General features: G+C 72.4%; 17 protein-coding genes and 2 pseudogenes. 11 read left to right on the forward strand and 8 right to left on the reverse strand.

Translation table 11 applies throughout. The features are described from left to right. The first annotated feature begins 283 nt into the window (after positions 1-283). A complete protein-coding gene (locus ACFYZJ_RS29685; protein WP_388573022.1) occupies positions 284-1,000 on the forward strand; it encodes a LysM peptidoglycan-binding domain-containing protein in 717 nt (238 codons plus the stop codon). A 252-nt stretch (positions 1,001-1,252) separates the two neighbouring features. After that, positions 1,253-2,833: a substrate-binding domain-containing protein gene (locus tag ACFYZJ_RS29690; protein ID WP_388573024.1), complete on the forward strand. Its 1,581-nt coding sequence runs from the start codon at positions 1,253-1,255 to the stop codon at positions 2,831-2,833. 82 nt (positions 2,834-2,915) lie between these two features. Here ACFYZJ_RS29690 and ACFYZJ_RS29695 read toward each other — a convergent pair whose 3' ends face one another. Beyond that, positions 2,916-3,374 (reverse strand): RrF2 family transcriptional regulator, encoded by a 459-nt coding sequence (locus ACFYZJ_RS29695; RefSeq protein WP_388573026.1) that lies wholly within the window; start codon positions 3,372-3,374, stop codon positions 2,916-2,918. A gap of 39 nt (positions 3,375-3,413) precedes the next feature. On the opposite strand from ACFYZJ_RS29695, the gene ACFYZJ_RS29700 reads away from it, so the two are divergent. Next, positions 3,414-6,386: a beta-galactosidase gene (locus ACFYZJ_RS29700; protein ID WP_388573028.1), complete on the forward strand. Its 2,973-nt coding sequence runs from the start codon at positions 3,414-3,416 to the stop codon at positions 6,384-6,386. Positions 6,387-6,473: 87 nt separating this feature from the next. On the opposite strand, the pseudogene ACFYZJ_RS29705 reads toward ACFYZJ_RS29700, so the two are convergent. Further along, positions 6,474-6,627, reverse strand: a pseudogene (locus ACFYZJ_RS29705) (ABC transporter permease); the annotation flags it as partial. Positions 6,628-6,632: 5 nt separating this feature from the next. Between ACFYZJ_RS29705 and ACFYZJ_RS29710 the strand changes: the two are divergent. Further along, positions 6,633-6,746, forward strand: a pseudogene (locus tag ACFYZJ_RS29710) (phosphatase); the annotation flags it as partial. A 48-nt stretch (positions 6,747-6,794) separates the two neighbouring features. On the opposite strand, the gene ACFYZJ_RS29715 reads toward ACFYZJ_RS29710, so the two are convergent. From ACFYZJ_RS29715 to ACFYZJ_RS29725, 3 genes are all read right to left on the reverse strand, one after another. Continuing rightward, the gene (locus ACFYZJ_RS29715; protein WP_388573030.1) at positions 6,795-8,339 is read right to left on the reverse strand and encodes an alpha-N-arabinofuranosidase; all 1,545 of its coding nucleotides are present in this window, start codon (positions 8,337-8,339) and stop codon (positions 6,795-6,797) included. A gap of 139 nt (positions 8,340-8,478) precedes the next feature. Then, positions 8,479-9,324, reverse strand: coding sequence for an SMP-30/gluconolactonase/LRE family protein (locus ACFYZJ_RS29720; protein WP_388573032.1), 846 nt, complete (start codon positions 9,322-9,324; stop codon positions 8,479-8,481). After that, entirely contained in the window at positions 9,321-10,094 is a 774-nt protein-coding gene (locus ACFYZJ_RS29725) for an IclR family transcriptional regulator (RefSeq protein ID WP_388573034.1), read from the reverse strand. The genes ACFYZJ_RS29720 and ACFYZJ_RS29725 overlap by 4 nt, the downstream gene beginning before the upstream one ends. 154 nt (positions 10,095-10,248) lie before the next feature. Between ACFYZJ_RS29725 and ACFYZJ_RS29730 the strand changes: the two genes are divergently transcribed. Then, entirely contained in the window at positions 10,249-10,827 is a 579-nt protein-coding gene (locus ACFYZJ_RS29730; protein ID WP_388573035.1) for a hypothetical protein, read from the forward strand. Here ACFYZJ_RS29730 and ACFYZJ_RS29735 read toward each other — a convergent pair. Next, a complete protein-coding gene (locus tag ACFYZJ_RS29735) occupies positions 10,811-11,680 on the reverse strand; it encodes a RimK family alpha-L-glutamate ligase (RefSeq protein WP_388573037.1) in 870 nt (289 codons plus the stop codon). The two genes, ACFYZJ_RS29730 and ACFYZJ_RS29735, sit on opposite strands and share 17 nt — an antisense overlap. 405 nt (positions 11,681-12,085) lie before the next feature. Between ACFYZJ_RS29735 and ACFYZJ_RS29740 the strand changes: the two genes are divergently transcribed. From ACFYZJ_RS29740 to ACFYZJ_RS29760, 5 genes are all read left to right on the forward strand, one after another. Further along, positions 12,086-13,573, forward strand: coding sequence for an acyl-CoA synthetase (locus ACFYZJ_RS29740; RefSeq protein ID WP_388573039.1), 1,488 nt, complete (start codon positions 12,086-12,088; stop codon positions 13,571-13,573). Beyond that, complete coding sequence (locus ACFYZJ_RS29745; protein ID WP_388573041.1) at positions 13,566-14,918, forward strand: carboxyl transferase domain-containing protein; 1,353 nt, start codon at positions 13,566-13,568, stop codon at positions 14,916-14,918. The genes ACFYZJ_RS29740 and ACFYZJ_RS29745 overlap by 8 nt, the downstream gene beginning before the upstream one ends. Positions 14,919-15,073: 155 nt before the next feature. Beyond that, positions 15,074-16,111: a rod shape-determining protein gene (locus tag ACFYZJ_RS29750; RefSeq protein ID WP_388573043.1), complete on the forward strand. Its 1,038-nt coding sequence runs from the start codon at positions 15,074-15,076 to the stop codon at positions 16,109-16,111. Between the two features lie 83 nt (positions 16,112-16,194). Further along, on the forward strand, positions 16,195-16,623 hold the full coding sequence (locus ACFYZJ_RS29755) for a DUF6153 family protein (protein ID WP_388573045.1): 429 nt from the start codon (positions 16,195-16,197) through the stop codon (positions 16,621-16,623). 107 nt (positions 16,624-16,730) lie between these two features. Then, positions 16,731-17,402 (forward strand): DUF305 domain-containing protein, encoded by a 672-nt coding sequence (locus tag ACFYZJ_RS29760; protein ID WP_388573047.1) that lies wholly within the window; start codon positions 16,731-16,733, stop codon positions 17,400-17,402. Positions 17,403-17,527: 125 nt separating this feature from the next. On the opposite strand, the gene ACFYZJ_RS29765 is transcribed toward ACFYZJ_RS29760, so the two are convergent. Then, complete coding sequence (locus tag ACFYZJ_RS29765; RefSeq protein ID WP_388573049.1) at positions 17,528-18,364, reverse strand: helix-turn-helix domain-containing protein; 837 nt, start codon at positions 18,362-18,364, stop codon at positions 17,528-17,530. 113 nt (positions 18,365-18,477) lie between these two features. On the opposite strand from ACFYZJ_RS29765, the gene ACFYZJ_RS29770 reads away from it, so the two are divergent. Continuing rightward, complete coding sequence (locus ACFYZJ_RS29770; protein ID WP_388573051.1) at positions 18,478-19,071, forward strand: NADPH-dependent FMN reductase; 594 nt, start codon at positions 18,478-18,480, stop codon at positions 19,069-19,071. A gap of 86 nt (positions 19,072-19,157) precedes the next feature. Here ACFYZJ_RS29770 and ACFYZJ_RS29775 read toward each other — a convergent pair whose 3' ends face one another. Then, a complete protein-coding gene (locus ACFYZJ_RS29775; RefSeq protein WP_388573052.1) occupies positions 19,158-19,367 on the reverse strand; it encodes a hypothetical protein in 210 nt (69 codons plus the stop codon). Positions 19,368-19,761: the final 394 nt, after the last annotated feature.

Raw genomic sequence — 19,761 nt, forward strand, 5'->3', positions numbered from 1 at the left:
TCGAGCCGCTTCATCGAGAATGCCGCTCAACCCTGCGTGACGCACTTCACTTACGATGCGCGTTAGTGCTTTACCCGGTCCTTAACCGCCCCGGATTCCGCACATTGGCAATCCAAAGCCACGGACACACAACTACCCCACTTAGTAAAAACGGTAATTGTTTAGTTATTCCCGGCGGCTAAGAATGTCCCCGCCGCAGCGCACCGCAAACCGAATGCGGTGCGGATTGTCGAGGGGAGACGGCAACTGCGGGCAATGCATTCCGCTGACCAAGGACCGCTCTATGCCCAAACACGCCGCCAACCGCCCGTCCCGGGCGCGCCGATTCGCCACCGGTCGCGCAGTCGCTCTCGGCTCGTTCGCCCTCGCGTGCACGGTCACGCTGGGGACCGCCCAGGCCGCCCACGCCGCTCCCGCCACCCCGGCCGTCGCATCCGCCGCGTCCACCACGTACGTCGTCCGGGCCGGAGACCACCTGGCCTCGATCGCCCGGGCCCTCCACGTGCCGGGCGGCTGGCCGGCCATCGCAGCGGCCAACCACCTCTCCAGCCCCTACACCGTCCGGCCGGGTCAGGTCCTGAAGCTTCCCACCGCGTCCTCCGCGGCGCCGAAAACCGCGCCTTCCCCGGCCGCGAGGACCGCCGCCAAGACCGCCTCTTCCGCCACTGTCCAGAGCTACCCCAACAATCTGGACGGCTGGATCAGGCACTCGCTGGCCGTCATGGCGAAGAACGGCATCCCGGGTTCGTACAACGGCATCTACCGCAATGTGATGCGTGAGTCCTCCGGAAACCCGAACGCCATCAACCTGTGGGACTCGAACGCCGCGAAGGGCATCCCGTCGAAGGGCCTTCTCCAGGTGATCGACCCGACCTTCCGCGCGTACCACGTGCCGGGCACCTCGTGGAACATCTACGACCCGGTCGCCAACATCACGGCCGCGTGCAACTACGCGTACCACCGTTACGGCTCGATCGACAACGTCAACGGTCCTTACTGAGCCACCTGATCCGCACCTCGGGGCGGTGGCCGCGCAGCGCCGCGCGGCCACCGCCCCGTCCGCGTTCAGTGGGCGACGGACCGGCCGCTGCCGAAGTTCGGGTGGTGCGCCGAACGGCCGGGAAACGCCGGGTGCCCAGGGGTGACATGCCGGTGAATTCACCACAGAAGACGACCTTTCCCTCTCGCCGGAACCCGTCCGCGCTGGTCACTATGACCTCCCCATCCACCTTGCTCCGTCTGGGAGTTGGCCGTGAACGGCTTCCCCTGGGACACCGCGTTGGCCGTCATCGGTCTGGCCGTCTCCGGCGCCGCGGCGCTGTGGGAGTTCGTCGTCGGCAGCCGGAAACTCCTCGGCTACCGCGTGCAGATGGACACGACCGCGCAGGACGCCGCCGCCGCTCCGTACGCGGGAGTGCTGCGGCAGATGCAGCACAACGGCACTTCCCTGCACGACCCGTCGTTCGTCCTGCTGCGCATCGAGAACAGCGGCCGGGCCCCCATCGTGGAGAGCGACTACCTCGCGCCCGACGGCGCCCGGGCCGGCATCCAGGTGAAGTTCGAGGGCCGCCGCGTCGTCGGCATGGTCGTGACCGAACTCAGCCGCAGCGAACTGCGCGGCTTTTTCGTCCCCGCCGGCGACGGCCGGGGCACCGCGCAGTCGGTGCCGGGCCTCGGGGTCACCGACGGTCTCATCGAACTGCCCAAGGTGAAGCTCAACCGCCGCGACCACTACAAGGTACTGGCGGTCCTGGAACGCGAGCAGGGCTTCACACAGCAGACGTTCCCCGACCCGGAGGTGGTCGGCGGCATCGTGGGCGGAGTGCGCCGCGGCAGGATGCGCAGGACCGAGTACTACCCGTTCGCCTCCCAGCCGGTCCGGGTGCTGCTCGTCCTTCTGGTGTTGGTGCTCATCGGTCAGTCCCTCTTCATGCTCTTGCGCACCGACCCCAGGCCCGCGCCGCTGGACTGCGCCAAGGGCACGCTCACGCTGTCCGGGTCCACCGCGTTCGCACCGGTGCTGCGGGAGGCCGCGAAGCAGTACGAGAAGACATGCCCCGACGCGCACATCCCCATATCGGACGACACCTTCAAGGGCAGTGTCCCCGGCCTCGACGCGCTCGACGCGGCGGGGAAGAACGCGAAGCCGGCGGGAAGCAAGGGCCTCGGCGACCGGCTGGCGTTCAGCGACGGCTCGAAGAGCGAGGACGGCCGCCCGCAGCTGCTGCCCCGCCCCGTGGCCCTCTCCCTCTTCACGCTGGTCGTCAACCCGGACACGGGCGTGAAGGACCTGTCCCTGAAGCAGGTCCGGGACATCTACGCGGGCCGGATCACCAACTGGAACCAGGTCAACGGCAACAACCTGCCCGTCCACCTCGTCAGCCGCAATCCCGGATCCGGAACCCGGACCACGCTCGAACGCCACGTACTCGCCGGCAGACCCCTCCTTGCGGTGACAGCGAGCGACTGCGCCGCCATGGACACCTCCAAGCCGGGCCGCTGCGAGGTCGGCGACACCCGGACGCTCCTCGACACCGTGGCCTCGACCCCGGGCGCCCTCGGCCACAGCGAGGTCGGCGCGGCCACGGCCCACAGCGGCATCCAGCCGGTCCGCATCGACGGCTTCCCGGCCACCCTGGAGGGCGTCGACGGCGGCGAGTACCCGTACTGGCAGACGGAGTACGCCTACACCTACGGCGAGCCGCCCGCCGACTCCCTCGCCGCCGGCTTCCTGCGCTACCTGGACGACGAGGTCGGCAAGGACATCATCCGCTCCCACGGCGACCGCCCCTGCGCGGAACTGGCCAAGCCGTTGCTGTGCCGCCCGAGTTGATCGAGCACTTGGTCGGCGACGAGCACGCTCGCACCGCCTTCCTGGGCTCGGGGATTCCCCGTGGCGCCGGAACCGGCCGCCCTCAGGGGTTCTCCCAGGACGCCGGTTCCGCGGCCAGGCGGCGGACCGGTTCCGGGAGGGTGTCGGTCGCGATGTCGGCCAGGGTGACGCCCTCCAGGATCTTGCGTACGTTCGCCCGCAGGGCGATCCACAGGGGCAGGAGCGGCTGCGCCGAGCCCGTGTAGGTGAGGCCGGTCGGTCGCTCCCCCCGCACCGACACGATCGGCCCGTCCACGGCGCGGATGACGTCCGCCACGGTGATCGCGGACGGCTCCCGGGCCAGGGCGTAGCCGCCGGTTCCGCCCCGTCGGCTGGTGACCAGGCCCGCGCGGCGCAGGTCGCCCAGGATGCCCTCCAGGAACTTGTGCGGGATGCCCTGCGCGGCCGCGACCGTCTCCGCCTTCACCGGGGCGGTGCCCTCGCGCACGGCCAGCTCCAGCGCCGCCCGTACCGCGTAATCCGCCCGTGCCGAGATCCTCATGCGGCCATTGTCGTGCCTGCCACCGGTGACAATCCTGACGTGGCGATGAGCAGACGTACATTCTATATGATCACCGGCACCGCCGCGCTCGGTCTGGCGCTCGGCGGCAGCGGTGAGGTGCGCGCCGCCATGAGCGCCGCCCTGAGCGCCCCCACCGGGCCGCCCCCGGACACGCCGCGGGCGGACGGGCGGACGCACACCGTCGGCTTCGACCGGTACTCGATGCTCGTCGACGGCCGGCGGGTCGTGCTGTGGTCGGGCGAGATGCACCCGTTCCGGCTGCCGAGCCCGTCGCTGTGGCGGGATGTGCTGCAGAAGTTGCGCGGCCACGGGTACAACACCGTCAGCGTCTATGTGGCATGGAACTTCCACTCCGCCGCGCCCGGCCACCACGACTTCACGGGCGTGCGTGACCTCGGTCTGTTCCTGCGTACCGCCGCCGAAACCGGTCTGTACGTGACCCTGCGCCCGGGCCCCTACATCAACGCCGAGGTCGACGCGGGCGGCTTCCCCGGGTGGCTGACCGCGACGCCGGGCACGGCCCGCACCTCCGATCCGACGTACCTGGCGTACGTCGACGAATGGCTGACGGCCGTCAATCGGATCGCCGTACGGCACCAGTACACCGAAGGCGGCGGCACGATCGTCCTCTACCAGCTCGAGAACGAGTACGCGAACCACGTCACCGAGGCCACCGGGCGCGCGTACATGGCCCACCTGTACACCAAGGTCCGCGCCGACGGCATCGATGTGCCGCTCTTCCACAACGACAAGGGCCGCAACGGCTACTGGGCGCCCGGCACCTTCGACACCGGCGGGGAGAAGGGGCGCTGGCTGTACGGCTTCGACGGCTATCCCTCGCCGCTTCGTCCGCCGCCCGACTGGGGGTACTTCGGGCCGGGCGGGACGACGGGCGGGTCCACCGCGAGTCCCGGCACCCCGGGGTTCCTGGCCGAGTTCGGGGGCGGCTGGTTCGACCCGTGGGGCGGGGTGGAGTTCGGCGGGAAGGGGTACGCGGAGTCGCGCCGTACCCGGGACGCTGCGTACGAGCGGCGTTTCCACCTGACCAACCTCGCCAACGGCATCCGGATCCACAACGTGTACATGGCGTTCGGCGGCACGTCGTGGGGATGGCTGCCCGCGCCGGTCGTCTACACGTCGTACGACTACGGCGCCGCCCTCGACGAGGCCAGGCAGCCGACCGCCAAGCTGGTCCCGATGCACCAGCTCGGGCACCTGCTGCAGACCGTGCCGGACCTGGCCGAGCTGGACCGGGCGGAGGACGTCGACGTCGGCGGCGGCTCCGCGCTGAAGGCGTATCACCTTGTCAATCCGGACACCGAAGCGCACGTCTACGTGCTGCGCAACGACTTGGCCGGCGAAGCCGAGGCCGTCGTCCCCATCGCCGGGGACACCGTCCGGGTACCCGTGCCCGGCCTGGACGCACGACTGCTGGCCGCCGGGATCTCGCTCGGGCGGCGGATCCTGCGGTACTCCTCCGCGCAGCCCATGCTGCGGCTGGCGGTGGGGCGGCAGGACATCGCCGTGTTCACGGGCCGTTCGGGCGAGGCGACGACGACCGTCCTGGAGTGCGCGCGCGAGCCGGGGGTCACCGTGCTGGAGGGGGACGCGGCGCACGCGTACGCCGACGGCGCCCTGCGCCTGGACGTCCGGCTCGGCGGGCTCGTCCGGGTGCTGGTGGAGGGCGGAGGCGTGGCGCGTCCGCTGCTGCTGCTCCTCGCGGACGATGAGACCTCCGTACGGCTGTGGCCCCACCACACACCGGTGGGGCCGTTCCTGGTGTACGGGCCCGCCCTGCTGCGCACCGCCGAGCGTCACGGCACCACCGCGCGGCTCACCGGCGACACCGTCGACGCCGCGGATCTGGAGGTGTGGGCGCCACCCGGGGTGACCGAGGTCGTCTGGAACGGGGCTCGGGTGCCCACCCGTGTCACCCCCTCCGGCAGTCTGCGCGCCACCCGACGGCTGCCCGGCGCGGCACCCGTCCGGCTGCCCGCGCTGACCGGGTGGCGCCGGAAGGCGGAGAACCCCGAGGCGGCGGTCGGCTTCGACGACTCGGCGTGGCGCACGGCCGACCGGACCTCGTCGTACGCCACGACCCCCGTGCCCGTGGGTCAACCCGTCCTCTTCGCCGACGACTACGGCTTCCACTACGGGGACGTCTGGTACCGGGGCCGCTTCGAGGACGCGGCGGGCGCCGAGGCCGTCTCGCTGTCGTACGTCACCGGCACCCAGGGGCTGCTGATGGCATGGCTGGACGGGAAGCCGCTGGGCACGCACCGGATGCCGGTCCCGGACACGAAGACGGTACGCAAGGGGACGTGGTCGGCCACGGCGACGTTCCCCATCGCGCCGGGTGCGGCACCGCATGTGCTGTCCGTGCTGGTCCGGCGTATGCAACACGACGAGGACGGCGGGGCGAACGACAGCCACAAGGCGGGCCGGGGCCTGGTCTTTGTCGCCTTCGAGGGGGCGTCGCCCGCGGTGCGCTGGCGGATCCAGGGCGAGGCCGGGCCCGATCCGGTGCGCGGCCCGCTGAACAACGGCGGCCTGTACGGGGAGCGGCACGGCTGGCATCTGCCCGGCTTCCCGGACGGCGACTGGGAGGCGGTCCGCCTGCCGCGTGCCGAGCGGGGGCAGGGCGTGGTCTGGTACCGGACGCGGTTCCGGTTGGCCGTCGATCCCGGCACGGACGCGTCCATCGGGCTCACCCTGACGGACGACCCGGCCCGCGCCTACCGGGTGCAGATCTTCCTCAACGGCTGGAACATGGGCCAGTACGTCAACGATGTGGGCCCCCAGCACACCTTCGTCCTGCCGAACGGTGTGCTCGACACCCGGGGCCCGAACACGCTCGCGCTCGCGGTCCTCGCCGACGGGACCACCCCGTCGGGGCCGGACGGCGTCGAGCTGACGCTGCTGGCGCGGGCGGCCGGAGGAGTCCCGGTGACGCCGGTGGACTCCCCCGGCTTCCCGGGCGCGGGCTGGTAGGGCTTCGTCAGGTGTGGCTGCCTGCGGACAGCAGTGACCGCCGCTTCCGAGGAAGCGGCGGTCACTTGCGTGTCCTGTGGTGTGGCTTCACACGTCGGTGCGCTTGAGCCGGTACGCCGCTCCCGCGAGTGTCAGCGCCGTCCAGCCGAGGAAGACCAGCAGGCGTGGGAGAGAGGGCGGTGGAGTCGTGGGTGAGGGCGAACATCGACTGTCCGGCGTTGCCGGGCAGGTAGAGGCTGACGCCGCTGCGTTGTCACAGGGCTCGACGGTGCCCCGAGCGGGGAGGCAGGTCGTGGGTTCGTGGCCGCCGCCGACGACGAGACCCACGGGCTGCTGATGTCGATGATGCGCGGCCACAGCCGGCGCTGTGACCGCACGGGTTGGATGTCGTCCTGGACGGCCGCAGCCCTAGGCGAGCCGGATCACGTTCCAGGACAGCGGCTCGAGTACGGTGCTGAGGGTGCCGTCGCCGATGCTCGTCCCGGAGACCTGGTGCGGGGCCACCCGCTCCGGGTCCGTGAGGGTGTTGCGGGCGTCGGGGTCGGCGTCGGCGAGCGCGCTGTGCTCGACGACCGACGTCAACGCCAGCCCGTTCAGGGCGACTTCGAGGGGCAGGGGTTCGGTGCGGCTGCGGTTGACGGCGAAGACGGTGACCGAGCCGTCCTCGGCGCGCACGGCGGTGGCGTGCAGCAGGTCGGCCTCGCCGTACTTCTCCGTCTGGTACGTCGGCGAGTCCACCCGCACGTCGAGGACCTGCCCGCGGCCGTGCTTCGAAGCCTGCGCGAAGGGGAAGAACGTCGTCTGACGCCAGGCCGGGCCGCCCGGCTCCGTCATGATCGGGGCGATCACGTTGACGAGCTGGGCGAGGCAGGCGACGGTCACCCGGTCCGCGTGGCGGAGCAGGGCGATCAGGAGCGAGCCGAAGACGACGGCGTCCAGGACGCTGTAGTTGTCCTCCAGCAGCCGCGGCGCCTCGGGCCAGTCCTCCGGGTCGGCGGTCTCGGCGTGCTGCTGCCACCGGGACATGTACCAGACGTTCCACTCGTCGAAGGAAAGGTTGATCTTCTTCTTCGACTTGAGCCTCGCGCCCACGTGGTCGCAGGTGGCGACCACGTTCTCGATGAAGGACTCCATGTCGACGGCGGAAGCGAGGAAGGAGTCGACGTCGCCGTCGGTGGGCTCGTAGTAGGCGTGCAGGGAGACATGGTCGACCAGGTCGTACGTCTCCTTCAGGACCGTCGCCTCCCACTCGGCGAAGGTGGGCATGCCCTGCCCGGAGGAGCCGCAGGCGACCAGCTCGACGGACGGATCGAGCTGGCGCATGGCGCGGGCGGTCTCGGCGGCGACGCGGCCGTATTCCTCGGCGGTCTTGTGTCCGGTCTGCCAGGGGCCGTCCATCTCGTTGCCGAGGCACCACAGCCGGATGCCGAACGGGTCCTTGTCGCCGTGGGAGATGCGGAGGTCGGACAGGGCCGTGCCGGCCGGGTGGTTGGCGTACTCCTGGAGTTCCAGGGCCTCGGCGACGCCGCGCGTGCCGAGGTTCAGCGCCATCATCGGCTCGGCCTGGGGACCGATCTTCTTCAGGAAGGCGATGTACTCGGACAGCCCGAAGCGGTTGGTCTCGGTCGACCGCCAGGCGAGGTCCAGGCGGCGCGGCCGCTCCTCGGCCGGGCCGACCGAGTCCTCCCACTTGTAGCCGGAGACGAAGTTGCCCCCGGGGTAGCGGACGGCGGTGACGCCGAGTTCGCGGACCAGGTCGAGCACGTCCGTCCGTATGCCGGTCCGGTCGGCGGACGGGTGGCCCGGCTCGAAGATTCCGGTGTAGACGCAGCGGCCGAGGTGTTCGACGAAGGAGCCGAAGAGGCGGGGGTTGACCTCGCCCACGGTGAAGGCGGGGTCGAGGGTGAAGCGGGCCGGGCGGGTGGGAGCAGCCTCGGCGGTACGGTTGCTCATGGGGTCCTTTCAGCAGGGCTACGTGAGCGTGGGCCAGCCGTCGCGCGTCCGACCGAGCTGGTTCAGGCCCAACTCGGGCGGGCGGTGGAGAACAACGGAGGGCTCCCGCCGGCGACCGGACGGGAGCCTCTGCAGGTGATCAGCCGGCGAACGCGGGCTGGACCAGGCCCTTTCCGGCGCCCGGGACGACGAGCAGCGAGCCGGAGAGCGGGTGCGGGGCGTCCAGGCCCGTGCGGGCCGTCGTGATGTACAGGTCGGCCAGGTCGGCGCCGCCGAACGCGCAGGCGGTGGGGCGCTTGACGGGCAGTTCCAGGACGCGGTCCAGATCCCCGGACGGGGTGTAGCGGTGGATTGCGCCACCGTCCCACAGGGCGACCCACACACAGCCGTCGGCGTCGACGGTCAACCCGTCCGGGAAGCCGCGGTCGACGTGCGCGAGGGCGCGCCTGCCCGCGGGGAGCCCGTCGTCGCCCACGTCGAAGACGTCGACGCGGCGGGTCGGCGAGTCGATGTGGTACATCAGCCGGCCGTCGGGGCTCCAGCCGGTGCCGTTGCTGACGGCGACGTCGTCGAGGACGGTGCGGACGGCGCCGCCGCCGGTGATCCGGGACAGGGTGCCGCCGCCCGGCGCCTCGTCGTAGCGCATGGTGCCCGCCCACAGGGAGCCGTCCGGGGCGACGGCCGCGTCGTTGCCGCGGCGGCCGGGGACCGGCTCGTGGTGCAGCCAGCGGAAGGTGCCGTCGGCCTCGCGCAGGCCCACGCCGTCGCGGAGGTTGAGCACCAGGCCGCCGCCGGCGCGCGGCTTGGCGGCGCCCACGTGCTGCTCGGTGGTCAGGACCGTGCGATGCCCGGTGGCGGGGTCGTACGTGTGCACCCGCGAGCCCAGGATGTCGACCCAGATCAGTCGCCCGCCGTCGGCGTCCCACGTCGGGCCCTCGCCGAGGGCCGCCTCCTCGCGTACGGCGAGCTCGTACGCCGCGGTCATACGACGCTCCGGTGGCCGAGCCGCTCGGAGAGTTCCGCGGCGCCCTTCGCGGCGAGCTGCTCCAGCTCGGCGAGGCGCTCGTCGCTCCAGCGGATCATGGGGACGGAGATGGACAGCGCGGCGACGACCTGTCCCGTGCGGTCGCGCACGGGGGCGGCGACGCAGCTGACGTCGGGGTTGGACTCGCGGGTCTCCACGGCGATGCCGCGGGCGCGGATCCCGGCCAGGGTCTCGCGCAGGGCCGCCGGGTCGGTGATGCTGTTGGGGGTCATCGCGACCAGCTCGGCGCCGTCCGGAATACGGGCGGCGAGTTCCGGCTCGGGCAGGGACGCGAGGAGCATCTTGCCGACGGAGGTGCAGTGGGCGGGGAGCCGGCGCCCGGCCGCCGACACCATGCGGACGGCGTGCGTGGAGTCGACTTTGGCGATGTATATGACGTCGGTGCCCTCGAGGATGGCCACGTGGACGGTCTCGTCGCAGGTCTCGGCCACGGACCGGGCGACCTGCAGGCCCTCGGCGGCGAGGTCCAGCTGCTCGGCGTAGCGGCTGCCGAGCTGGTACGGGCGGACGCCGAGGCGGTAGCGTCCCGGCTGCCCCGGCACCTGGACGATGTACGAGCGCGCGGCGAGCGTGGTGACGAGCTCGTGCACGGTGGTGCGCGGCAGCTGGAGCTTGCGCACGATGTCGGGGGCGGACAGCGTGCCGTCCCCGTCGAGGAAGAGCTCCAGGATGTCGAGAGCCCGGGTGACGGCAGGTACGAGGCGTCCCACGACCGGCCCCCTCTCCATGTTCGAAATTTCAACTGTCGATCGGCATGACGAACACAGGCTAGTCATAGTGCGCTGGGGCGGCAATGGTCGTGCGAAGTCTGGGATTCCGCAGGGTTCGGTGAGTCGGCTCGGCGAGTCGGCGAGGATGGACCACATGCCGTCCGCCTTCACGCCCCGCGACTTCCAGCTGGTCCTGCTGCGCCGCATGGCCGACCACAATCCGGGCCTGGTGGAGGACGCCCGCCATGAACTGGGCGTCTCGATCGCGGACATGCGCGAGGCCAACAAACGCTGGCAGGCGATGGTCCGCTCCCCGCGCGCCCGTTCTCCCCTCTCCCGCTACCGCTCGGTCCTCGGCGAGCCTGAGTCGACGACCCCCCGCCGCATCGGCGACCTCGACTGCGACGCCCTGCTGTGGCCCGTCCCGCTCTGGCCCGACCTGCGCTTCGAGGTGCTGGTCGCGCCGAACGGCGTGGTGTGGAACGAGTGGCTGGTACGGGCCCCGGGCGCGCCGTCGCCCAAGCTGGAGACCCTGGAGGACCTGACCCCCTGGTCCTGCACGGTCGACGAGGCGGCCCGCGCCTTCGCCCCGGCCCGCCCGCTGGAGGGCACGGCGCCCACCCGGTGGGGTCTGGCCTTCACGGCACCGGACGCGCGCGGCGTACGCCACCAGGTCGCCGCCGAGTTCACGTGGGGGCTGTTGCAGCGGGTGGGCGTCAGCGGGCAGCGGTGAGGACCGCCTCCACCACCCGCGCCACCGAGCCCGTGTGCAGCGACAGGAACAGGTTCGGCTCCACCAGCTCCAGCTCCATCACGCACGGCCGCCCGTCCGCGCCGTCCACCAGGTCCACCCGGGCGTAGAGGAGCTCCGCCTCGCCCGGTACGGCGGCCAGGGCGCGCTCGGCGACGGCGAGTTCGGCCGGGGTCGGGGTCCAGGGCTCCAGGCCGGGGTGGGCCACCTTCTTCTCGTCGTACGGGGTGCCGGGCGCCAGGACGGCGCCCTTGCGGCTGGCGTGCAGCAGCCGCCCGCCGAAGAACTGCACCGCCCGCTCCCCGCTCACGTCGATGCCCTGCACATAGGGCTGCACGATCGCCGTGAACCCCTCGGCGTGCATACGGGCGAGCTGCCGTATGGCGGTGTCGTGCTCCCGGGGCGTGTAGCGGGCGGCGAACCGGGCGCCCGCGCCCGAGGTGGGCTTGATCACGTACTCGTGGTCGCGGGGCAGGTCGGCGGGGTCGCCGGGGGCGATGTACCGCGTGGGGACGACGGGGACGCCGGCGGCGGCCAGGTCGCCGAGGTACCGCTTGTCGGTGTTCCAGCGCACGACGTCCGCCGGATTGGCGAGCCGCGTGACCTTCCCGCACCGCTCGGCCCACGCGGTGAACTCGGCCGCCCGCCAGCTGTAGTCCCAGGTGGACCGGATCACCGCCAGGTCGTATCCGGCCCAGTCGACGTCCGCGTCGTCCCAGTACACGCCGTCGGCCTTGGCCCCCGCGGCCCGCAACTCCCGTATGAGCACCGGCAGATCACGGTCGACACTGACCTCGGGCCCGGGACGGCAGGTGACGAGGGCGACTCGGGCCACGACTGGACTCCTGTTCGTACGACGACGGGTCCGCGCAGGCTAACAACCGGGCGGGGAACCCGGTACGGGCCGTTGGCCTTGAGGCGTTGACGGGTGGCGACGACGCCGGTTCCGTACCCGAGCTGCGGCTGCACGACGCATTGCCCGGCGATCGGTATCTGCTGTGTTCGAACGGTCTGTTCGGGGTTGTGCCGGAGGAGGAGATCCACACCGCGCGGGCGTCGGCGCCCGCCCCCGACGAGGCGGTGCGGACGCTGGTGGGCGCGGCGAACGCAGCCGACGGGCCGGACGTCGTGAGCTGTGTGGTGGCGCACGTGGTGGAGGCCGCACAGCGGGCAGGGGCGTGCGGCACGATAAGTCCGTACGTCCCGTCCGTACGTCCGCCTCGACGCAAGGAGTGCCCGCGTGTCCTCCCTCTTTCCGGCGCTGTCCGATCCCTCGGCCGGGCGGCGGCCCGCCCTCCGGTTCGGGGCGCGGGGTCTGACCCATGCGGAGCTGGCCTCGGCGGCGGGGGCGCTCGCCGGTCGGATCGGCGGGGCGATGGGGGTCCCCCCTGCTCGAGCACAGTCGAGAGCTCGGGGGAGGGTGGCCGTGTGGGCCATGCCCTCCCTGGAGACCGCCGTGGCGGCGGTGGCCGCGCTGAGTGCCGGTGTGCCCTTCGTCCCGCTCAACCCCAAGTCGGGCGAGCGGGAGCTCGGGCACATCCTGGCGGACAGCGCGCCGTCGCTGGTACTCGCCGAACCCGGCGTCGAACTGCCCGGGGCGCTCGGCGGGCTGGAGCGCGTCGATGTGGATGTGCGGGGGTCCGGGGTTCTCCCGGAGGACCGCACCGGCGACGAGGATCCGGCCCTCGTCGTCTACACCTCGGGCACCACGGGTCCCCCGAAGGGCGCCGTCATCCCCCGCCGTGCCGTCGCCGCCACGCTCGACGCGCTCGCGGACGCCTGGCAGTGGACCGGTGACGACGTGCTCGTGCACGGGCTGCCGTTGTTCCATGTGCACGGGCTGGTGCTGGGGATTCTCGGGCCGCTCAGGCGCGGTGGGTCCGTGCGGCACCTGGGGCGGTTCAGTACGGAGGGTGTGGCGCGGGAGCTGAGCGAGGGCGCGACCATGCTGTTCGGGGTGCCGACGATGTACCACCGCATCGCCGAGGCCCTGCCCACCGACCCCGGGCTGGCCAAGGCACTCGCCGGGGCCCGGCTGCTCGTCTCCGGGTCCGCCGCGCTGCCCGTGCACGACCACGAACGGATCGCCGCCGCGACCGGCCGCCGGGTCGTCGAGCGGTACGGGATGACCGAGACGCTGATGAACACCAGCGTGCGGGTGGACGGGGAGGCGCGCGCGGGGACGGTCGGGGTCCCGCTGCCGGGTGTGGAGTTGCGGCTCGTCGAGGAGGACGGGACCGTCATCGACGCCTGGGACGGCGAGAGCGTCGGGGAGATCCAGGTGCGCGGGCCCAACCTGTTCACCGAGTACCTCAACCGGCCCGACGCCACCGCCGCCGCGTTCACCGCGGACGGCTGGTTCCGGACCGGGGACATGGCGGTGCGCGAGCCCGACGGGTATGTGCGGATCGTCGGGCGCAAGGCGACCGACCTGATCAAGAGCGGCGGCTACAAGATCGGGGCCGGGGAGATCGAGAACGCCCTTCTCGAGCACCCGGGCGTGCGGGAGGCCGCCGTCGCCGGGGAGCCCGACGACGACCTGGGCGAGCGGATCGCCGCCTGGGTGGTGCCGGTGGATCCCGCCGCGCCGCCCGGTGCGGAGGAGCTGGCCGATCATGTCGCCCGCCGGCTCGCCCCGCACAAGCGCCCGCGCGTCGTGCGGTACCTGGACGCCCTGCCCCGCAACGACATGGGGAAGATCATGAAGCGGGCGCTGCGGGATGCCTGAGCGGCTGTCCGCGCGGGAGGCCCTGGCCCTCGTCGCCGACGACTTCCGGGAACTGCCCCTTCCGGCACGCGACGCGCGGCCCGACGGTCCGCTGGCCTGGCCCGGCTACGACGCCTCCCGCGCCCGCGCCGCCGCGCGCACCGGCGAGGAGGAGTCCGTCGTCTGCGGGCACGCCACCGTCGGCGGCACCCCGGCCGTGCTGGTCGCGTTCGAGTTCGGCTTCCTCGGCGGCTCCCTGGGCGAGGGCACCGGCGACCGGCTTGAGGCGGCGCACACGTATGCCCGTGAGCGCCGGCTGCCCGTCGTCTCGCTGGTCGCGACGGGCGGCAGCCGGATGCAGGAGGGCATGCTCGCGCTCACCCAGTTGCAGCGCGTGGCCCGCCAGTCGGCACTCACCCGCGCGGCCGGCCTGCCCCAGCTCTCGGTGCTGCGGGACCCGACGACCGGTGGCGGCTGGGCCACGCTGGGCGCGGGCGCCGACGTGGTGCTGGCCCTGCCGGGCGCCCAGGTCGGCTTCGCCGGCTCCCGGGTGCGCCCGCCGGACGCGGACCCGACGGCGTACACCGCCGAGGCGCAGCTCACGGCGGGCACGGTCGACGCGGTCGTACGCACCGGCGAGCTGCGGGAGACGCTGGGCCGTTGGCTGGCGCTGCTGACGGCGCCCTCGGCCGAACCCGCGCCCGTGCCCGGCGCGCTCGGCCGGACGGACCTCCCGGCGACCGGCTGGGACGCGGTCCGCCGCGCCCGCGCCCCGGAGCGCCCCCGCGCGCACGCCTACCTGGACGCCTACTTCACCCGACGGGCGGACCTCGGCGGCGACCGCTCGGGCGGCAGCGACCCGGACGGCATGCTGTGTGGCTTCGGCACCCGTGACGGCCGCACGATCGCCTACGCCGCCCAGACCGGAACCGCGACCCGGCCCGCCGGATACCGGACGGCCGCCCGGCTGGTCCGTCTGGCGGACCGGCTGTCCATTCCCGTACTGACCCTGGTGGACACCCCGGGCGCCGCCAACGACGCCGAGGCCGAACGGCAGGGCGCGGGCGCCGCGATCGCGGACCTGTTCGCCGCGGTCGCCACCGCCGGTACGCCGGTCACCACGCTGGTCATCGGCGAGGGCGGCTCAGGCGGGGCCCTGGCGCTCGCCGCACCCGGCAACACGTGGGTCACCCCGGACAGCTACTTCTCCGTCATCGCACCGGAGCTCGCCGCCGCGATACTCAAGCGCCCGCCGGAGCAGGTACGGGCGACGGCGGACCAGCTGCGGGTGCGGCCCCAGGACCTGGTCGCCCTCGGGGTCGTACGGGGGGTCGCCCGCACCTGGTGCCGCGACCGGCCCACCTAGGGCGTGGCCCGCACCACGTTCTCCGTGTGCGACGCGCCCGGGACCACCCGCCCGGACCACCCCGAGCGGCGCGGCCCCGCGCCACGGCAGAGGATGCGGAGAAGAGGCCCGCCGCCCGGCGGCCTGCCCGCGGTCCGTTCTCGGGAGGTACCGCCATGACCGTCAGCCTGGACCAGCTGCGCCGCTGCCACTTCGCCGTCGACCTGGGCGCGGCGAGGACCCGCGTCTACGTCAAGGGCGCCGGTCTGGTGGTGGACCAGCCCAGTGCGGCGGCCGTGAACACCCGGACGGGCGCGCTGATCGCGGTCGGTGAGCTCGCCGAGAAGATGACGGGCCGCACGCCCTCGTACATCCGCGTCGTACGGCCCGTCTCCGGCGGCACCGTGGTCGACATCGAGATGGCCCAGCGCATGCTGCGGCATCTGCTCGGTGAGAAACTGCGCCGCAGCCTGCGCCGCAAGCCCCGGCTGCGGGCCGCCGCCTGCACCCCGCACGACGCGGACCCGTTGGCCCAGCGTGCGGCCGTGGAGACGCTGGTCGGACTGGGGGCGCGCCGGGTGGAGCTGGTGGACACGCTGGTCGCGGCGGCCGTGGGGTGCGGGCTGCCCGTCGAACAGCCCGAAGCCTCCATGATCATGGTGTGCGGGGCCGCGGCCACGCAGATCGCGGTGCTGTCGCTGGGGAACATCGTGACCGCCGAGCGGATCCCGGTGGGCGGTGAGGCCGTCGATCACGCCATAGTGCAACACCTGCGGCACGAGCACGCGTTGATGCTGCCGAGCCAGTCCGTACGGCCGCTGCGGCTCGCCCTGTGCGCGGGCGGGTTCACCTCGGACGGGCCCGACTCCACCGAGATCATGGGGCGGGACGTGGCGACCGGGCTCGCGCGTTCCGTGAAGGTCGACACGGCGGCCGTACGGAACGCCATCCAGACCCCGCTGACCGCCGTCCTCGACGGCATCGGCAAGGTACTGCGGGACTGCCCGCCCGATCTGGTGGCCGACCTCGCCGACCGCGGGATCATGATGGTGGGGGGCAGCGCGCTGCTGCCGGGTCTCGACGACATGCTGCGAGAGGCGACCGGCATGCCCGTGCACATCGCCGAACGGCCCGACGTCTGTGCGGTCCAGGGGCTGGGCGCGATGCTGGAGGGCAGGATCCAGCCGCTGACACTCGATCCGCTGGCGGCCTGAACATCCGGTGGCGGCCGGACGGTGTCCGGGTGGCCGATGGGCCTCCGCCGGGAGCGGTGGGCGGTGCCCGTACGATGGGCGCCATGACCTCCGGCGTGCGCACCCGCTCCTCGGTGAGCCGTGCCCGCTGGGTGCTGCTGGTGATGGTGGTGCTGGCCGGGGTGCTGGCCATGCACGCGCTGTCGCCGTCCGGGACGCCCTCGGCAGGGCAGCACGTCATGGTGGGCGCGCCGGACATGGCAGGGCAGCACACCGCGGCGGCACCCGCTCACGCGGACGACTGCGCGTGCCGTCATGCGTCGAACGCCGGTCATGACGGGACGGCCATGGACCACGCCGGCGGCACCTGCGCGGCCGGGGGCACCGCCGCCTCCTACGTCCCGCCCGCCCTGCTGCCCGCGCTCATGGTCCCCGGGGAGTGCGCCGCGGCCTTCCGCGGTCGTACGGTCGCGCGGACGGCCGACACCCGGGCCCCGCCCGACCTGTCCGAACTACAGCTTCTGCGGATCTAGAGGCGCCCGCACGACACCTCCCCCGAGAGGTGGCGTGCTCCGGTCCGTCTCATGATCCGTCCTTCCCGCGCGCCTGTCGCGGGCACTTCAAGGAGCTGTTACCTCTCATGGCAACTCGCCGTTCCCTCATCCGTCGTATCGCCGCCCCGGCAGCGGTCGTGACCGCCGCTCTGGTGCTGACCGCCTGCGGCGGCAGCGACTCGTCCTCCGCCCCGTCCGGGCACTCCGGCCACGGCATGGGATCGATGTCCCCGGCGGGCCCCTCGGGCTCCGCCTCCGCCACGAAGGGCGGCCACAACGCGCAGGACGTGACGTTCGCTCAGGAGATGATCCCCCACCACCGCCAGGCCGTGACCATGGCCGGCCTGGCCCCGTCGCGGGCCGCCTCCCAGGACGTGAAGGACCTCGCCGCGAGGATCGAAAAGGCGCAGGCCCCGGAGATCGCCACCATGTCGGGCTGGCTGAAGGCGTGGGGCGCCAAGGTCCCCGACGACAGCGGGTCGGGCATGGAGAGCATGCCGGGCATGGACCACTCCGGCTCGTCGATGCCCGGCATGATGTCGGACGGGGACATGAAGAAGCTGCAGAAGCTGTCGGGTGACGCCTTCGACAAGGCGTTCCTCCAGATGATGATCGGCCACCACGAGGGCGCGATCGCCATGGCGAGGACCGAACAGGCCAAGGGCGCCTACGGTCCCGCGCAGACGATGGCGAAGTCGATCGTCACCTCGCAGTCGGCGGAGATCACCGAGATGAAGAAGATGCTCGGCGAGCGGTAGCCCCTGGGGCTGGTTCGGGGCGGCGGCGGTCCGGCCGCTGCCCCGAACCGGCATCGCTTCCGAGCGTGCTCACCCGGCCCGGCGACGGCATGTCGAGTGACGGCGTGCAGCAGATGACGGCGATGTCAGACGACAGCCCGGAGCCTGCCGAAGGACTGCTGGCGGAGGTGATCGACGCGCTGGGCGGTCCGCTCGTCCGCGGGCAGGTGAACGACCAACTGCTGGGCGTCCGCAGCGAGTTCCAGCGTCTCCCGCCGGAACCGGAGTTCCTGTGCGGTGGGGTGCATGAGTCGCAGCACATCGCGCTTCGGGACCGTGTGACGGTTCAGGCGCCGGGTGAAGTCGGGACCGGCGAGGGGGGCGAGTTCCGCGGTGAACCACTCGGCGTTCTCGACGGACGGCGCCAGCCACAGGTCGAAGGCCTGCTCGTCCGCGACGTCGTCCCAGTCGGCGAAGAAGGTGCGGGCGCGCGGGTCGGTGAACACGTAGCGGGTGAGGTTCGGTGCGCCGGTCTCGAGCAGTCCGGTTCCGTCCATCAGCCACGCGTAGCCGCTGGTGTGGGCGAGGACGTCGCCCAGACGGTTCGTCACCACTGCGATGCCCGGCTCGAGGAGGTGAAGCGTCTCCCGTACGGACGGCCGGACGTCGCGCCGGGGTGGCGCGGGCCGGGTGTGGGCGGCACACACACCGCCGGTGATCTTCGCGAGGTAGCGCAGGTGGTTGCGCTCCGAGGGGTCGAGGCTGAGGGCGTCCGCGAGCGCGTTCACCACCGCGACCGAGGGGTTGCGGTCACGGCCCTGCTCGATCCGGGTCAGGTACTCGACGCTGATGCCGGCCCGCGCGGCCACGTCCGTGCGCCGCAGACCGGGTGAACGGCGGCGGCCGTGATCCGGTATCCCCAACTCGTCCGGCTGGATACTGTCGCGCTTGGCCCGGATGAAGTCCCCCAACGGTGTACCCATGCCGTGAGCATACGGTGGCGCGTCGCCGATTGCGGAGTGTTCAGGGTGGCCCTGCGGGGGCCAGCCTGGGCCCGGCCTGGTTGCGGTCGCCGCGGCGGCCGATCGTGGTGGGCATGGAGAACACGCACAAGCTGGTGATCATCGTCGGAAGCGTTCGGGAGGGCCGGTTCGGTCCCGTGGTGGCCTCATGGGTCGCCGATCAGGCCCGTGACCACGGGGGGTTCGACGTCGAGGTCGTCGATCTGGCCGATGTCGAGGTCCCGTTGACCCTGCCCGCCGTGTCACCGAAGTTCGCGGGCGACGACTATCCCCGCCCGGCCGGAATGGAGCCCCTGACGTCGGCACTCGACCGCGCGGACGCGTTCGTCATCGTCACGCCGGAGTACAACCACAGCTATCCGGCCTCGCTGAAGGCGGCCATCGACTGGCATTTCACCCACTGGACCGCCAAGCCGGTCGCCTTCGTCAGCTACGGCGGTGCGGCAGGCGGCCGGCATGCCGTACTGCACCTGGAGAACGTCCTGACCGAGTTGCACGCGGTGACGATCCGGGACGGGCTCGCCTTCCCGAACTACTTCACCGCGTGGCAGGACGGTGAGCCCCTCGACCCCCAGGCCGCCGGGTACGCCAAGACGTTGCTGGACCAACTCGGCTGGTGGTCGGGCGCGCTCCGGTCGGCACGCGAAGCCACTCCCTACCCGGCGTGAGCCGGGCGGGGACGACGGGAACAACAGGAAAGAGGCCGCCCGCCCGCGCGAGGAGCGCGAGCGGGCGGCCTTACGACCTGTGCCGGTCAGAAGGAGACGTTGACGCCGGCCTGGTGGTAGGCACCGACGGTGCCCAGGGCCACGCCCTCGACGGTGCCGACCTGAGCCAGGACGTCCGCGTCGCTGACCGCCGTCGGGCCGACGTTCGCGCTGGCGTGCGGGGCCAGGCCGCCGGAGACGCTGTCGAGCTCGGCGTCGGAGAGCTCGGCGGTGTGAACCTGGGGAGCGGAGTTCATGATGGAACTTCCCTTCGCATGTGTGTTCCACAAGGGGGCGTCCCGCTGGGGACAGGTGGCGGGCCGCGACCGCGGGCGTGCGGCATCCGTTGCCGGCCGCCCTTCGCACGACCCCGCGGCGCTGGAGATCAAAGCACGGAGTGCGCCGGCTATCCAATCAATCGGCGCTTCCACCAGGGCGGTTGGCCGCGCGGGCGACGCATCCGTAAAGGCGTGCGCACGACTTGGGGGCGGTTTCTCCACACGCCGCGCGAGGCCGGGACGGGATCGGCGTTCCCCCCGCGATACGGAACAAGACATTCCGCGCCAATGGAGCGCGCTCCGGCCGACCGGCGTGGAGATCCCTCGCACCTCGTGCCGTAGTTGCGCATTCGCGGTGCAGATTCACCGAACC

Source organism: Streptomyces sp. NPDC001848 (genome assembly GCF_042891915.1).
Classification (GTDB): Bacteria; Actinomycetota; Actinomycetes; order Streptomycetales; family Streptomycetaceae; genus Streptomyces.

What these genes read in the sequence shown, in the direction of transcription:
- ACFYZJ_RS29685 (WP_388573022.1), top strand. Translation starts at nt 284, where the DNA reads ATGCCCAAACACGCCGCCAACCGCCCGTCCCGGGCGCGCCGATTCGCC.
- ACFYZJ_RS29695 (WP_388573026.1), bottom strand. Translation starts at nt 3,374, where the DNA reads ATGAGGATCTCGGCACGGGCGGATTACGCGGTACGGGCGGCGCTGGAG.
- ACFYZJ_RS29715 (WP_388573030.1), bottom strand. Translation starts at nt 8,339, where the DNA reads ATGAGCAACCGTACCGCCGAGGCTGCTCCCACCCGCCCGGCCCGCTTC.
- ACFYZJ_RS29720 (WP_388573032.1), bottom strand. Translation starts at nt 9,324, where the DNA reads ATGACCGCGGCGTACGAGCTCGCCGTACGCGAGGAGGCGGCCCTCGGC.
- ACFYZJ_RS29730 (WP_388573035.1), top strand. Translation starts at nt 10,249, where the DNA reads ATGCCGTCCGCCTTCACGCCCCGCGACTTCCAGCTGGTCCTGCTGCGC.
- ACFYZJ_RS29745 (WP_388573041.1), top strand. Translation starts at nt 13,566, where the DNA reads ATGCCTGAGCGGCTGTCCGCGCGGGAGGCCCTGGCCCTCGTCGCCGAC.
- ACFYZJ_RS29750 (WP_388573043.1), top strand. Translation starts at nt 15,074, where the DNA reads ATGACCGTCAGCCTGGACCAGCTGCGCCGCTGCCACTTCGCCGTCGAC.
- ACFYZJ_RS29755 (WP_388573045.1), top strand. Translation starts at nt 16,195, where the DNA reads ATGACCTCCGGCGTGCGCACCCGCTCCTCGGTGAGCCGTGCCCGCTGG.
- ACFYZJ_RS29760 (WP_388573047.1), top strand. Translation starts at nt 16,731, where the DNA reads ATGGCAACTCGCCGTTCCCTCATCCGTCGTATCGCCGCCCCGGCAGCG.
- ACFYZJ_RS29765 (WP_388573049.1), bottom strand. Translation starts at nt 18,364, where the DNA reads ATGGGTACACCGTTGGGGGACTTCATCCGGGCCAAGCGCGACAGTATC.
- ACFYZJ_RS29770 (WP_388573051.1), top strand. Translation starts at nt 18,478, where the DNA reads ATGGAGAACACGCACAAGCTGGTGATCATCGTCGGAAGCGTTCGGGAG.
- ACFYZJ_RS29775 (WP_388573052.1), bottom strand. Translation starts at nt 19,367, where the DNA reads ATGAACTCCGCTCCCCAGGTTCACACCGCCGAGCTCTCCGACGCCGAG.